This window comes from Chryseobacterium shigense (assembly GCF_014207845.1).
Taxonomy (GTDB): Bacteria; Bacteroidota; Bacteroidia; order Flavobacteriales; family Weeksellaceae; genus Chryseobacterium; species Chryseobacterium shigense_A.
Window position 1 is genome coordinate 510,827 of the sequence record NZ_JACHLC010000002.1, and the last position, 14,320, is coordinate 525,146.

The 14,320-nt window shown below is 36.8% G+C and carries 14 protein-coding genes; 6 read left to right on the forward strand and 8 right to left on the reverse strand.

Going from position 1 to position 14,320, the window contains the following annotated elements; translation table 11 throughout:
* Window positions 1-48: 48 nt before the first annotated feature.
* The 7 genes from HNP36_RS12220 to HNP36_RS12250 all read right to left on the reverse strand — a co-directional run bounded on the left by HNP36_RS12220 (window position 49) and on the right by HNP36_RS12250 (window position 6,097).
* Window positions 49-1,134: an alpha/beta fold hydrolase gene (locus HNP36_RS12220; protein ID WP_184163751.1), complete on the reverse strand. Its 1,086-nt coding sequence runs from the start codon at window positions 1,132-1,134 to the stop codon at window positions 49-51.
* A gap of 143 nt (window positions 1,135-1,277) precedes the next feature.
* The gene (locus HNP36_RS12225; RefSeq protein WP_184163754.1) at window positions 1,278-2,288 is read right to left on the reverse strand and encodes a trypsin-like serine peptidase; all 1,011 of its coding nucleotides are present in this window, start codon (window positions 2,286-2,288) and stop codon (window positions 1,278-1,280) included.
* A gap of 63 nt (window positions 2,289-2,351) precedes the next feature.
* Entirely contained in the window at window positions 2,352-3,197 is an 846-nt protein-coding gene (locus HNP36_RS12230) for a caspase domain-containing protein (protein WP_184163757.1), read from the reverse strand.
* A gap of 280 nt (window positions 3,198-3,477) precedes the next feature.
* On the reverse strand, window positions 3,478-4,122 hold the full coding sequence (locus HNP36_RS12235; protein WP_184163760.1) for a response regulator transcription factor: 645 nt from the start codon (window positions 4,120-4,122) through the stop codon (window positions 3,478-3,480).
* Window positions 4,119-4,889 (reverse strand): sensor histidine kinase, encoded by a 771-nt coding sequence (locus HNP36_RS12240; RefSeq protein ID WP_184163763.1) that lies wholly within the window; start codon window positions 4,887-4,889, stop codon window positions 4,119-4,121. The genes HNP36_RS12235 and HNP36_RS12240 overlap by 4 nt, the downstream gene beginning before the upstream one ends.
* A 15-nt stretch (window positions 4,890-4,904) precedes the next feature.
* The gene (locus HNP36_RS12245) at window positions 4,905-5,549 is read right to left on the reverse strand and encodes a hypothetical protein (RefSeq protein ID WP_184163766.1); all 645 of its coding nucleotides are present in this window, start codon (window positions 5,547-5,549) and stop codon (window positions 4,905-4,907) included.
* An 11-nt stretch (window positions 5,550-5,560) separates the two neighbouring features.
* Complete coding sequence (locus HNP36_RS12250) at window positions 5,561-6,097, reverse strand: hypothetical protein (RefSeq protein WP_184163769.1); 537 nt, start codon at window positions 6,095-6,097, stop codon at window positions 5,561-5,563.
* Window positions 6,098-6,555: 458 nt separating this feature from the next.
* On the opposite strand from HNP36_RS12250, the gene HNP36_RS12255 reads away from it, so the two are divergent.
* From HNP36_RS12255 to HNP36_RS12280, 6 genes are all read left to right on the forward strand, one after another.
* A complete protein-coding gene (locus tag HNP36_RS12255; RefSeq protein WP_184163773.1) occupies window positions 6,556-7,137 on the forward strand; it encodes a DUF4840 domain-containing protein in 582 nt (193 codons plus the stop codon).
* A 97-nt stretch (window positions 7,138-7,234) separates the two neighbouring features.
* Window positions 7,235-7,801, forward strand: coding sequence for an RNA polymerase sigma factor (locus tag HNP36_RS12260; RefSeq protein ID WP_184163776.1), 567 nt, complete (start codon window positions 7,235-7,237; stop codon window positions 7,799-7,801).
* The gene (locus HNP36_RS12265; RefSeq protein WP_184163780.1) at window positions 7,794-9,188 is read left to right on the forward strand and encodes an outer membrane beta-barrel protein; all 1,395 of its coding nucleotides are present in this window, start codon (window positions 7,794-7,796) and stop codon (window positions 9,186-9,188) included. Before HNP36_RS12260 ends, HNP36_RS12265 begins: the two co-directional genes overlap by 8 nt.
* A gap of 38 nt (window positions 9,189-9,226) precedes the next feature.
* Complete coding sequence (locus HNP36_RS12270) at window positions 9,227-10,189, forward strand: T9SS type A sorting domain-containing protein (RefSeq protein ID WP_184163783.1); 963 nt, start codon at window positions 9,227-9,229, stop codon at window positions 10,187-10,189.
* Window positions 10,190-10,372: 183 nt separating this feature from the next.
* Entirely contained in the window at window positions 10,373-11,908 is a 1,536-nt protein-coding gene (locus HNP36_RS12275; protein ID WP_184163786.1) for a YifB family Mg chelatase-like AAA ATPase, read from the forward strand.
* 382 nt (window positions 11,909-12,290) lie between these two features.
* Complete coding sequence (locus tag HNP36_RS12280) at window positions 12,291-13,721, forward strand: T9SS type A sorting domain-containing protein (RefSeq protein WP_184163789.1); 1,431 nt, start codon at window positions 12,291-12,293, stop codon at window positions 13,719-13,721.
* A gap of 118 nt (window positions 13,722-13,839) precedes the next feature.
* Here HNP36_RS12280 and HNP36_RS12285 read toward each other — a convergent pair whose 3' ends face one another.
* Window positions 13,840-14,313: a DUF1905 domain-containing protein gene (locus HNP36_RS12285; protein ID WP_410494183.1), complete on the reverse strand. Its 474-nt coding sequence runs from the start codon at window positions 14,311-14,313 to the stop codon at window positions 13,840-13,842.
* Between the last annotated feature and the right edge of the window lie 7 nt (window positions 14,314-14,320).

The window sequence follows — 14,320 nt, forward strand, 5'->3', positions numbered from 1 at the left end:
AGGTCGATACAAATTAAAATCTTATTTACCAGTTATTCAATAATAATATCAGGGGATAAGTTTATTTTGGGTCAGAAATGTTTTGATATCTTTCACAACCTCACTGGGTTTTTCGTCTTTCACGCCATGCCAGGTTTCTTCATAAATCTTGTGTGTAATATAAGGCTGATGAGTTTGTGCAAGTTCAGTATTTTCATTTTTAAAATCAAACCAGTCATTTTTACTGATCGGATCGAAAATAAGCAGGGGTTTATTGAGATTACGGTAAATAATTTTAGGATTTAACTGATGTGTGGTTGCTCCAAAACTATGTTTTGCTGTAAATGGAGTATAAATAATGGCAATATTCTGTTCTGCAGTATTCTCTCCTGTAAGCTCTTCTGCTCCCGGGTTAATTTCATACTTCCCGGTTGCATTTTTTTTAATTCTGGCATATGATGTGAAGATTTCTTTCTTCAGGCTTTCATTTTCTTTACCCTTTATCCCCCAATTATTATACATATACCAGTAAGCTTCAAATTCAGTGTCAAATACAAGTGTCTTCTTGCTTTTATAATATTGTTTTGTTTCCTCGATATCTTTTGTGATTTCAGATGATTTTGCATGAATATCCCAGGCTACAGAACCGCCATCTTCAAGAATGAGTGCCTGAACCATGTCTGGATAAGTATCATAAAATGCGGTGGTGATACTGCCTCCTCTTGACCAGCCTCCAATGATTGCCTTTCTGATTTTCATTTTATCTAAAAGAAACTTTATATCATCTGCAACATGATAAATAGAGACATCTTTATTGGGAATGGCGGTATTTCCATGACCATAATAATCAATGGCAACAACATGTAGATTCATCTTAACTAACTGGTCAATAATTTCATAAAGCTCATAAGCATTACTATAAGTGCCATGGATCCAGACAAGAGTAGGATGGGCATCGTTTCCCCATTCCAGATAATGCATTTTTGTATTATCGGTTTTTATATATTTTCCATGCTGCTTTTCATATTTTTCATATTCAGGTTTGAATTTATTGAATAGATTTACCTGATTTAATGAATCTTTTGAACCAATTGACTGCCCAAATATTGTATTGAAAATAGGCAATATTAGAAATAGAGTAATAATTCTTTTCATTTTTTAATTGATGGTATACTTAAATGTATCAGGCATAAAAATATATAAAATATTCTTTGATTTCATTATCCAATCAATTTAAATAAAGCATTAAAAGAGCCTGGCAAAAAAGCCAGGCTCTTCATGATTAGTATAAAAATTGGTTAAGGATGTTCGTTTCTCGCTCTTATCACGAGATTCACAAGATCTGAGCCGCCACTCGCAAAATTCTCGCTCGGATTATGGGCACTTTGTGTAGCAACAGCATAAGGGGCTCCATCCCAATAACCCCAGAATGGGCCGCCACTTTGTCCGGGCCAGATATCTGCTTTATGGCTCATGCTTTCATTATCATCGGCACTCCAGAAGTCTCCGTCCAATGCAATACCAGTCTGGTAAGTTGGCCTCTGCGTTCCGGTAAGGTCCCCGGGATAGCCTGCATGTGTCCAGTAGGCCCCGCCATCCCATGAATCAGAATATGATTTTGCACCCAGCCAGCCTGTACTGTTTCCGATAGGTCTGTCAAGGACAATAACTACATAATCATATTGAATTTCTGTTGAATCAATAGTAGGGCCTGCCACTTTGTATTTATAATAAGTTAAGGTACCCCATGCACTTCCGTAAGGAGCACTTCCGTTATAGTACATTGGGGTGAATTTTAGCCAGCCTGTGGTGTTATTAGGCTGCCAGTCTACAATATGGGCACAGGTAAGAAGATGTCTCGGACCAATCATTACTCCGCTGCCTGAGCCCAATGCGCTTTCCACTCTGCCCACGCATCGCCACGGGTAGGCAGTAGAATTATATACTTTTCTCTGATCAGGACCGAATATAGTTTTTACCCCTTCTGCGGTTAAGAAAGATTCTCTTTCAATGAATTTTGGTTTACGGTCTTTTTTTGCTTCCAGTTTAGGCTGGTATTCAAAATCTGAATAGGTAGGATAGAAGTGATCGGTTTCCAGTACTTTTCCGTCTGCGGCTTTTTCACCGGCAGGCATTCCGATTGATTTCATTCCTTTAGGGAAAGACCGTCCGTTAATGGTTTCCATGGCTGGTCTTTGGCTAGTTAGTTTTTCGGCATCCGCCGGTTTCTCAGTTGATTTTGCTTTAACGGTTCTAAGTCTTGATACTTCTTCTGCCGTCATTGGTTGATTACTTTCAGGTTTAGACATGATTGTTAGTTTTTATCAGTTTTTCCTACTCTTTGGATGGCTTTTCGGATTCCGCCAGTGGTTTTATGAAAATATTTTCTGAGAGAATTCTGCTGTGATACTTTCTGTCTGATTAATTTGGGCTGCCCCCATAGCTGCCAGTGCTATGGCAATCTGCCTGTCAAGTGTTTTTCTGATGATATTTCCATTGGTGGCCCGCAGTATTTTACAGAAATGATAAGTGAAATATCCTCTTATCTGGCCACTCATATTTCCTTCCATAGATACCTGATTGTCTTTGGATGCAGCCCATAAAGTATGGTTCATTCCCGCAACAGGAACCAGTGCTTTGGTCATGGTGATGGCTTTTTTAGAGCTTTTAGGCTCCTGCATTTCGCTTGCATAGGTCATATAAAACTCATCTTCAAGCATAGGCGGAATAAAACGGGGCGCTTCATATGATAGCTCTAAGTCGAGTCCGAGCTCCATTTTTCTTGTTCCCGTTCCAGAATGACAGCAGTCGAAAATAACTTCCAGATTAACACCTGCTTTCAGTTTACTGAAAACGGCTTTGAAATCATCATCCCTGATCACCCCGGCACTCGCATAATCGTGAGGGCAGATAGCTTCATCCAGGCCATCTATTTCCAGATCTGTTCCGATGTTGGCCACTCTGGTTCCGTGCCCGGAATAATAAAATACCAGTGAATCTCCTTTTACACTGCTGTTGACAAGTGATTTCAGGTAATTTAAGATGTTGGCTCTTGTTGCGTTCTGATTGGTCAGAATTTTAATCTTTGCAGGACTAAAACCACAAATGACAAGGGTATTGGCCATATCTCTGGCGTCATTTACACAGCCGTTTAAGTCCGGTCCTCCTGATCCTATTGGTGCATAGTCGTTAATTCCTACTATTAATGCTTTTTTCATTGCTATTAGTTTTTAATGGTCCCTACTCTGTTTGGGCTTTTCGGGTTCGGCCTTCATGGGTTATTTTTACAGGACAAAGTTCTGTTATTCAATAGTATAAAAACAGAGGGAAAGACCTAATTATGAGGCGGGAAAAACACCTTTTTTGATGAGTTTTATTAAGATAAAACCGGTGGAGATCACAAAATGGATAAGAGCAAAAAGAATCCGGCAGATTTGAAAAATCTGCCGGATCGTGAAGGCCGTAAATATCGTATTTTAATAATTTGATAATATCAATTTAGCATAAGTCATGCTTTAAAGCAAAAAGAACCAGGCCAACTCTGTTTTTTATTTCCAGTTTCATGAAAACAGAATCCCTGTAACCGTCAATGGTCTTGGGACTGAGAAACATTTTATCCGCTATTTCTTTATAAGTCAGTTCGCTGCAGGCCCATTTTATGAATTCTTTTTCCCTGTCTTTTAACTCGGAAAGGAGGGACGCATTTTTGATGTCTTCTGATTTTACCTTAAGTAATTTCTGGGCAACAAAATCTGTATAAAAGCTACCCTTATCGAATACAGTATCTATTGCCTGGAAAAGGATAGACGGCTGCATATCTTTCAACAGGTAGCCTTTTGCTCCCGCTTTCAGCATTTTGATGAGAACTTTTTCATCATCTTCCATAGTCAGGGCAATTACTTTTACATCGGGACGATGTTCGGTTAACCATTCGGTGGTCTCTATACCGTTTTTATAGGGCATATTGATGTCCATCAGCACAACTGCAGGTAATTCTGACGCTTTTTCTATGGCGGCAATAAAATCTTCACCATTGGGATGATTCATGATTACACTGTACTGAGGGTTTTCCATGATCATATTTTCCAATGCCTTAGACATCAAAGTATGATCATCAACGATAGCTATGGGAATAGTTTTCATGTTAAGTGTTTATAATAGGTTATTGAAGTCTGTGTTCCTTTATCAAGTTCCGACTGTATGGAAAATTCTGCATGGATTAGTTTTGCTCTCAGTTCCATATTCTTCAATCCGGAACCGTCCTGTATTTTGGAGGTATTAAAGCCTTTTCCGTTATCTGAAATACTGATCCGTAAAATTTCATGGTCATCTTCCAGCCGGATAGATACATTTTTGGCCCTGGAATGTTTTAAGATATTATTGATGCTTTCCTGGATAATCCTGAAGAGAATCAAGCCATGTTTGGGAGAAATATCAACATCCTGTTTCTGGGTAATGAATTCTATCTTTAATAATTTCAGCTTCTGTATCCTTTTTACCTCTCTTTCGATGGATTCCGTCAATCCGAAATGAATGATCTGTTCAGTAATTAATGTTTTGGATAAATTTCTGATGTCCTGAATACATTCTCCCAGAAGTTCACTAAGCTCATTCAGTTCTTCTTTTTCTGTATTTTTCAGCTTGGAAACAAGTTGGTTTTGCCGTAAACGGACCACAGAAAGCTTTTGTCCCACATCATCATGAAGCTCCTGCCCGATATAGTTTAATGTCTGCTCCTTTATTTCTACCTGCGAAGTGGCCAGTTCCTTTTCAAAGCGCATGTCTTTTTCTTTCTGTGCGATCAGTAGGGTTGTTTTCTTTTTGATAAAAACCACATAGATAAAGATCATCATCAAAACGACAATAAGTAAAGTAATTGTAAAGGTAATAACCAAATTATTTTCTTCCATACTTTAAAAGAATGTTTATCTGAGCCTGTCCTGTCTGTTCAAAAATAATCCTAACATAAGTATTCCGTTACTGATAAGGTTAAGCATAAATAAAATAAAAAAATAAATATGCTCTGAAACCGTTGTCCTGAAATATAAAATAGGAATACTTCCGATGAATAAAATCAGTAGGGAGACTGAAATCCAGAATGGCAGGTAATTATTGAGTCCCAGTATTTTATCCGAATTAAAGGTCTGATATAGAAATAAAATAATGGAAAACAGTAACAAGAGGATATCAACATACAGCATATTAAAGGAAAAATGATGCAGAAGATCATCCTCAGTATAAAACATTACAACAATATTGACGATAAAAAGGATCAATAAAAGAAGTTGTAATTTTCTAAGAACAGGCCAATACAATAACTGGAAATAATACAACAGGTACATGAAAAATACAATCATTAAAAAGCCAATCACATAAAACATCTCGGTAGACCTGTTGGTAGATTTAAAATGGAAATAACAAAAAATATCAATCAGGGAAGACAATATATAGGCTGTAATAAAAAATAAATTCTCTTTCCCGATTTTTCTGTATTTAATCATCATCAGGGCCATTACCACAACGTATATGACCATAGTTATCTGCTTTCCTGTTTCTATGTTCCAGTTCATGACTTTACCTTTTACTGCATCTCTGCTGTGGACACCTTAGGAGGAGGAGCCAGATTGGTCATATTCAGGGATTGCATAGACTGTACATCTGTATTCTCGTTTGATGATCTCATCATTCTGGACATTACTCTGGTACTGTCCTTTCCCTGGTTTTGAGAAGTAGGCACCAAAAATATAGTCTGATAGCCGGCGTATTCCGGTTTTGCCATTTTGTTTTTAGGATGATTTATAGGGTATTTTCCCATATAAATCCTGATCCCCGGATTTTTCAGGTTTTGCTTTTTGGCAGTTTCTTTTACATATTGAATATATCCTTCCAGATCCTCTACAGAAAACCAGTACCAGCGCGAATCCGGCTCTCCGTTTCTGTATTTGGTAAGAATCATGTTGTTAGTCCGGGAATATTCATCATAAAGAACCCTGCCTTCACGGTAGCTTATCAATCTCTTTTTATAACTGTCACTTACAGGTTCCTTAGGCGGTTCGGAGCAGCGCGTGCAGCTTAACATACAAAAACTTAAGATAAGCACAGCAAAAAGTGGGCTCATTGTTTTTAATAAAGTAGGAGTTTTCATTTTTATGGTATTTAATTTTATAAAACAAAATTAGGTAACAGCTTAACTTTATAAAAGGGGGAAAACACTGTTTTTACAAATACTAAATTTACGATAATTTGTTTTGAAATTCAGGAGAATACGAATTATTTATTGATGATGTTTATCTTTAAAAAGAAATATTATAGGCCTTAAGTTTTATATTCAGCTAAACTTTCCTCCATACTTTATTTTTTACAAGAAAAAATCCTTACTTCTACAAAAAAAGGCTTCATAAACTGATTGTTTCATCTTTTTACTCCAAATAAATATGAAATCTTATCCACAGAAAACCAGAACATTACAATAAAATTCCTTCCTTTTTCCAAAATCCCATGCAAGATTTCCAAAAAACCGGATTTTACAGATGAGTACTCACTACAATTAATGTTTAATGTTAAAAAAATAATGAAATGAAGAATTTAATAGTACTTAAAGTTATTACCGCTGTTTTGGTCATCTCGGTTATCTTCTCCCTGTTCTCATGTATGAATGAGGACAGGATAGAAGTACCGCCGGTAAAATTGGAAGATGTCAGCGGCAATTATAAAGGAAGACTGATTACAGTACGGGGAGAACTCAGATCAGAGAAGATTGTGGATTTCAAAGTGAAAAAAGATACCCTTGCATTTCCGGAATTTCCTCTGAAAGAAATAGTAACAGCAGTTGTAAAAGATCCGGTAAAAGTGCAGGATGCCCTTACAGCAATGGGAAAAGTAAAATATAATCTTAATTATAAATCTGTTTTAAACGCAGAAAAAAACTGGGTAGAACTTACTTTCTCACCTAAAGATCTTGAACTTCAGATCCCGGTAGACGGAGTGAATAAAAAAACAGTTGTCACCATTACCGCAATGCAGAAAGGTTATTTTATAGGACTGGATCATACATTAAGGTTTGTCCTTGCGGCAGAAAAGATCACTGTAAATGGGACGGTATTGAGTCCGTTTGAGCCTGTTTACTATAATTTTCCTTACTGTATAAAAACGAATTGATATACATAATAATATAAACAATAGATTGTGGTTTGCCGGATGCAGTCTATTTTTGCTTTAAAATTTTAATCGGTGTTACACCGGATCTCAGCCATACATGGAAGAAAACAAGGAGCAGATTTTGATAAAGCGTCTTCTCACAAAAGAAGAAGCTGCCTGGAAAGAACTTTTCGGAAACTATTCCGGAAATCTTGCCGGGGTCTGTTCCCGTTATCTTTCGGGGAAAGATGATATTCATGATGTTCTTCAGAACAGCTTTATTAAAATGTTCCGCTCTATAGAAACATTTGAATACAGAGGAAATGGCTCATTGAAGGCCTGGATGATCCGCATTACCGTAAACGAGGCTTTAAAGCATATCAGACAGCATTCCGGCATAACAATCAATGATGACCTCACGGAGTTTCCGGATATTCCCAATGATGAAGAGCCTGATCTTGATGAAATTCCACAGGCAGCCATTATGAAAATGATAAGATCGCTTCCGGATGGTTACAGAACTGTTTTTAATCTGTTTGTATTTGAGAAAAAAAGCCATAAGGAAATTGCCGGGCTTTTAGGAATAGCAGAGAATTCTTCCGCCTCTCAGCTGCATAGGGCAAAAGGACTGCTGATCCGGAAAATTAAAGAATTTAAAATGTCAAAAAAAGCACAATATGAATAATCAGTGGCTGAATGATCTGCACAGGAAAATGGAAGACCACGAAGAGGATATTCCGGATGGGCTGTGGGAAGATATTAAAGATGAACTTTTTTCCGGAGAGGAAGAAAACGGAATTGCCGGAAGTATGCCGCTTGGAACGGATGATGAAAAAGACGGTAAACCTGTTTCTGCAGATAAAAGAAATTCTCTCTGGTTTCGTGTCGGAGGAATTGCGGCGGCAATTGTTATGCTGTTCTTTACGGGAAAGCTTTTACAGGAAATGAATTCAGATAAACCAGGGGTTAAAATAACAAAAAACTCCGAAAATGGTAAAATTAAAGATAGAGACAAAAATATCACAGAATCACTGAAAATAAATACAGAAGAACAATTCAATACAGAAGAAAGTAAAAAATATAGTATTCAGGAAAAAATATGGAAAGATAAAAACAGTATCAATACTGTTCTAGAAAATGTATTTAGCAGAAAAATAACTGATCACGGAAAAGCATTATCAAAATTCATAGAAAAAGAAACCGGCTTAGAGCTTTTAACCAAAAAAGAACTGCCTTTTTATAGTCCACCTTCAGTTAATGAGAATCCGCTGCCGGAAAAAGAACAGGAATCCCGGGAAATTTTTGACGGAAATGAAAATAATCTTCCGGAAAAATATGCTGCTCATGATAAACCTAAAGCTTTAGTTCAACAGCCTGAAAAATGGATGCTGAGTATGCTTACAGGAAATGTTTCCCCGAACTCTTCAGATCAGAAATTCCCAGGTTATACCTCTATGAGCGGAAGTCCCATGACTTTTAGTGATGTGTTAATCGCCAGTACGGAAACTGATCCCGTTACAGAAGTTCTGCTGGCTAACCAGAGCAAAGAAGTTGAAGCAAGAATAAGACATAAAGTTCCCGTAACATTTGGAGTATCCATGTATTATAACATTGGAAAAAAATGGGGAATAGGTACAGGAATTAATTATACCAAACTTACCTCTGAGCTTCACTCAGGAAGCAATTCAAATTATATAAAAGGAGACCAGAGTGTTCATTATATAGGCATTCCGGTGCAGGTAAACTACAATGTAGTTCAAAAAGGACGCTTTACAGGATACGTTACCGGGGGAATACTTGCAGAAAAAGCAGTGGCAGGAAAGCTTAAGACACAATATATAATAAATGATGAGGTACAGGAAACACAGGAAGAACGCATTGATGTTAAACCAGTGCAGTTTTCAGTGAATTCAGCAGTAGGGCTGCAGGTGAAAATTATTGATAAGATCGGTATATATGCAGAGCCGGGGATTGGCTATCATTTCAAAAATGAAAGTCAGCTCAATACCATTTATAAAGAAAAACCTTTAAACTTCAATATGAAATTCGGGATCAGGATTTTGTTAGACTGATACCCTTTTAATACCGCCCAACCATTAAATATTTATATATGAAACCCAAACTTATTTTTTTGGCTCTCCTTTTCATGCCCTTACTGAATATGAAAGCACAGTGCAATCCTACTATTACAAGCCCCAGGCTAGGCGTACAGTTTCCGGATAAAATACTGTTCTGCAATACCGAAACAGAAATACTTTCTACCCAAACATCCGGAACATACCAGTGGTACAAACAGGAATGGACCTGGCAAACGCCTAATACCAATCCCTGGACTGCAATTCCCGGGGCAACTTCACAAACATTCGCGATCAATGGAAATGACGATCAGCTTTATTATTTTAAAGTAGTAGTTACACAGGGAGACTGTACCGCAGAAAGTCCTGTTGTAATGGCAGACGGGTTTGTGTATGCACTTCCTGCAATGATCAGCACAATGACGCCCGGAACTTTTGAGATTGTAGGAGCAGGAGAGCTCAATGTATGTACAGGTGCTTCCGTAAAATTTGATGATGCCTTTCCGGATCTGTACGGAACCCATGTCTGGTACAGGTGTATTCCCGGCAGTCCACCCCCTTCTGCCGGGGATCCATGTATCATTAATGGAGTAACGGGAGATTCTTACATTGCTACACAATCGGGAGAATATGGATTTTATGCCTGTACTGCGTATTGTCCGGATCAGTGTGAATTTTTGGGAACCGGAAACTTTGTAAAAGTCAATTTCGGGAGCTGGGAATTCTGCAGCCTGGGAACAGATGAAACGAAACGTAAGGAGAATAGCCTGAAAGTGTACCCCAATCCTACGGCACAGTTCCTTTATATTGGAAAAGAATCCGATAAGGTTTATAAAGAAATTTCGATTATTGATATGTCCGGAAAAATGGTTCTGCAGAAAAAAGAACACCGTTTTAATGATGCTGTTGATGTAAGCAGGCTCGTTCCCGGAAATTATATCATTATTTCAAAAGATTCAGGAGGACATACCTATAAGAACAAATTCATAAAGAAATAAATGGTTTATATTCCTTAGTTAGTTTTTTTTAATCACTGATAAGCCGGTGCAGAAACATTCTGTATCGGCTTGTCTCTTTTACGAATAATTTCTTCTAAAGTATATTTTAAACCGGAAAATTGTCCATATAAAAACCGATTTTTTAAAATAAGATATTATTTATTTTTACCAAAAACACCAATCATGTTAGTTAAAATTTATGGAAGTGCCATCCACGGAGTAGCTGCGCAAACCATTACCATTGAAGTGAATGTAGACACCGGAGGAGTGGGGTATCATCTTGTAGGGCTTCCCGATAATGCCATCAAAGAAAGCAGTTACAGGATCTCTGCTGCACTGAAGAATGTGGGTTACAAAATTCCCGGTAAAAAAATCACCATTAATATGGCTCCTGCAGATCTCAGGAAAGAGGGAGCTGCTTACGATCTTTCCATTGCTATAGGCATTCTTGCCGCATCAGATCAGATCCGTGCCGAAAATATCTACGATTATGTTATTATGGGAGAGCTTTCCCTTGATGGAAGCCTGCAGCCGATAAAAGGGGTACTGCCTATAGCCATTCAGGCACGGGAAGAAGGCTTCAAAGGAATTATACTTCCCATGCAGAATACCCGGGAAGCTGCTATTGTGGACAATCTGGATGTATATGGAATAGAAAATATCAAAGAAGTCATTGATTTTTTTAACGAAGGAAAACCTATCGAAAAAGTTATACTGGACACGAGAAAAGAATTTCAGGAGAAAATAAATGATTTTCCGTTTGATTTTTCTGAAGTTAAAGGCCAGGAAACAGCAAAAAGAGCAATGGAAATAGCAGCGGCGGGAGGACATAACATCATTTTAATCGGACCACCCGGAAGCGGAAAAACCATGCTTGCCAAAAGAATACCCGGCATTCTTCCTCCTTTGACATTGAAAGAAGCCCTGGAAACAACAAAAATACATTCTGTAGCAGGTAAAATGGGAGCGGAAACTTCTCTCATGACTGTCAGGCCTTTCAGATCACCACATCACACCATTTCGGATGTGGCATTGGTAGGTGGGGGAAGTTATCCCCAGCCCGGAGAAATTTCACTTGCACACAATGGTGTTTTATTCCTTGATGAAATGCCGGAATTTAAAAGAACAGTTCTGGAAGTAATGAGGCAGCCTCTTGAAGACCGGGAAGTAACAATTTCCAGGGCCAGATTCACCGTAAATTATCCTGCCAGTTTTATGCTGGTTGCCTCTATGAACCCAAGTCCCAGCGGTTTTTTTCCGGATGATCCGGGGAATACTTCATCTGTTTATGAAATGCAGAGATACATGAATAAACTTTCCGGGCCTCTATTAGACAGGATTGATATTCATATCGAAGTACAGAAAGTTGAATTTGAACAGTTGGCAGAAAAAAGAAAAGGAGAGAAAAGTTCAGATATAAGGCAGCGTGTTTTGAAAGCACGCAGTATTCAGAATGAGCGATATAAAAAACTCAATATCAGTTATAATGCTCAGATAGGTCCTAAAGAAATTGAAGCGTTTTGCAGTTTGGATGAAACCTCTATGAACCTCATCAAAATGGCAATGGAAAAACTGAATCTTTCAGCAAGAGCCTATGACCGTATCCTGAAAGTTGCCAGAACCGCTGCTGATTTGGAAGGAACAGAAAATATTCTTTCCCATCATATTTCAGAAGCCATACAGTATAGAAGCCTGGACAGGGAATTTTGGAATGTATAATTCTGATAACTCTTAAAAAAAACAATTATTGAGTATAAAGCCGGAAAATAAAACCTATCGAAAGAATTATACTGGACATGAGAAAAGAATTTCAGGAAAAAATGAATGATTTTCCATTTGATTTTTCCGAAGTTAAAGGCCAGGAAACAGCAAAAAGAGCGATGGGATAGTTATGTAGAGCGGTCACAGGTTCCAGGGCGTGGCAGAAGTCGAACCCCAAAGACAGAAAATCATTAAAAATCTATTATAAAGGCTTAAAAAAGGGAAGAAATAAAAGAATATTTTTTTCAACTGTTAAAATCGGCTTCGTAAGAAAAGGTTTTAGACACCTTTTGGTGACTTTAATTAAAAATACTATTTTTGCTACGAAAAACACATTTTTATGAAAAAAATTATCACAACAGGCTTCGCCTTTTTTTGTGCATTATGTTCCGCACAAATTACCCTCACAAAAGATTTAAGTTTCGGAAATAATGGTATTGTACAATTAAGTACAGGCAATCCTTCCTCTTATCAACTATTTCATTACAATACACCAACATTTCAAGGTGATAAACTGTTTATTAATCAACCAGTTTATGATGCTACTCGAAAATTTTCCAGACTTAACCATAATGGGAGCTTAGATACAACATTTGGAACTAATGGAGAGGTTACTTTCCCAACAACCCCAACAACAGATTATCGTTTTCTTAGTTTTTATGCAGACGCAAATCAATTTTATTTGGATTCGGGAGAAAAATATTTTTCTAATGGATTGCAAGATACAGGATTTGGAAATATTAATACTCCTTTAGCCGACAATTATTTATCGCATTATAAAATAATTCTTCCAGATGGTAAAATAATATCAAGAAATCCACAAAATATAAAAAAATATCTACCAACAGGAGCTCCAGATACAACTTATGGAAATAATGGAGTTGTAGCTCTTGATCCATCATTAGAGTTTACTTTAGATAAACATGGAGATCTTAAACATTTTGATCAAAATTTTTTGTATGAAGTTGTGTACAGTTCTTATAATCAACTCCCATACATTAGAAAAATAAATATAGCCACAGGTAATTTAGATTTGTCTTATGGACAAAACGGCTATTCATATTTTTTTGGTACATTAACACTTCCCCAAATTTATTATGGAAGTTCATTTGTTCCTCAAAGCAATAATTTATTTATACATAATACCTATAATTCTACAGATGGGCAAATTACCCGTACTAACGCTGCTGGTATTTTAGATAGTAGTTTTGGAATAAATGGGGAAATAAACTATCCTGCTTCTCATATACTTAATGGGGATCAATATGAGATTACGGAAAATAGTCCTATCTTATATGAGGATTATGTTTTTTTGGTTTTTCATTTTGTTGATACAAATGGAGTAGAAAAATTTGAGTTTAGGGGGTATGATTATTCAGGGAATCCAATTACAATTAATAATAATCTTCACTATATATTTCAAGATCTTGATCCATTTGAACAATTAATTTTTCTAATTAAAGATAATTATTTATATGCCTTTTTTGACAACAAAATTTCTAGATATATTATTGGTGAATCAACACTTTCTACCCAGGAAAATGTGGAAACAAAAGAATTGTTTCAGTTTATAAACCCTTTTCACGATGAGTTGAATTTTAAAACTTCAGAAAAAATAAAATCTATAGAGATTTACGACGAAAGTGGACGCTTGGTTTTGAAGGGTAAAGATTCAGCAATAAATACTTCTACACTACAAAAAGGAGTTTACCTCATTACAATTACCACACAATCCAATAAATTAATTTCTAAAAAAGGAATTAAAAATTAGATTTTTGATAAATTGCAGAGGCTGTACTAAAAGTTTAGATGTAGCCATTATAAATGATAATGCAGGTATGATGTAAACTATTATCTCAGAACTCTTTTATTTAGAGTTCTGAGTTTAACTAAACTCCCTTTTTCCCGTTCAAAATCATTTCAATCATCCTGATCTTTCTGTTTTCTCTGGTTTCAGGTTTCTTGGCTTCTTCGATCCAGCGGATGTATTCTTTCCTGTGGGTATAGCTCATTTTATCAAACAAAGACTTTGCTTCAAGGTTTTCATTAAATACAACAGCAATATCATCAGCAATTTCTACGGTTCTTTCCTCTTTATCTTCAGTAAGATTTACAGAAACCTCATCCCCGAAACTTTTTCCCAGTTGCTTTCGTATGTTCTGGGTTAAACCTAAAATATGACAGTCGGATTTCATTTTAGAAAGGCTGCCGCGATATTCCACTTTATCGTCAAATATAGCTTTAATTTTTACCTGTCCTTTTTTACCAAACAATTCTTCCGCAGAAAAAGGAAACTCTACAAAAGCAGCATTCATGTCTCCGTTTTGCTTTATAATTCCGGTAAATTCTATTTTCTGTTTCATCATAAAG

Bases quoted from the DNA above. Each gene is read 5' to 3' on its own strand.
- HNP36_RS12220 (WP_184163751.1), bottom strand. From the start codon at position 1,134: ATGAAAAGAATTATTACTCTATTTCTAATATTGCCTATTTTCAATACA.
- HNP36_RS12225 (WP_184163754.1), bottom strand. From the start codon at position 2,288: ATGTCTAAACCTGAAAGTAATCAACCAATGACGGCAGAAGAAGTATCA.
- HNP36_RS12230 (WP_184163757.1), bottom strand. From the start codon at position 3,197: ATGAAAAAAGCATTAATAGTAGGAATTAACGACTATGCACCAATAGGA.
- HNP36_RS12235 (WP_184163760.1), bottom strand. From the start codon at position 4,122: ATGAAAACTATTCCCATAGCTATCGTTGATGATCATACTTTGATGTCT.
- HNP36_RS12240 (WP_184163763.1), bottom strand. From the start codon at position 4,889: ATGGAAGAAAATAATTTGGTTATTACCTTTACAATTACTTTACTTATT.
- HNP36_RS12245 (WP_184163766.1), bottom strand. From the start codon at position 5,549: ATGAACTGGAACATAGAAACAGGAAAGCAGATAACTATGGTCATATAC.
- HNP36_RS12250 (WP_184163769.1), bottom strand. From the start codon at position 6,097: ATGAGCCCACTTTTTGCTGTGCTTATCTTAAGTTTTTGTATGTTAAGC.
- HNP36_RS12255 (WP_184163773.1), top strand. From the start codon at position 6,556: ATGAAGAATTTAATAGTACTTAAAGTTATTACCGCTGTTTTGGTCATC.
- HNP36_RS12260 (WP_184163776.1), top strand. From the start codon at position 7,235: ATGGAAGAAAACAAGGAGCAGATTTTGATAAAGCGTCTTCTCACAAAA.
- HNP36_RS12265 (WP_184163780.1), top strand. From the start codon at position 7,794: ATGAATAATCAGTGGCTGAATGATCTGCACAGGAAAATGGAAGACCAC.
- HNP36_RS12270 (WP_184163783.1), top strand. From the start codon at position 9,227: ATGAAACCCAAACTTATTTTTTTGGCTCTCCTTTTCATGCCCTTACTG.
- HNP36_RS12275 (WP_184163786.1), top strand. From the start codon at position 10,373: ATGTTAGTTAAAATTTATGGAAGTGCCATCCACGGAGTAGCTGCGCAA.
- HNP36_RS12280 (WP_184163789.1), top strand. From the start codon at position 12,291: ATGAAAAAAATTATCACAACAGGCTTCGCCTTTTTTTGTGCATTATGT.
- HNP36_RS12285 (WP_410494183.1), bottom strand. From the start codon at position 14,313: ATGAAACAGAAAATAGAATTTACCGGAATTATAAAGCAAAACGGAGAC.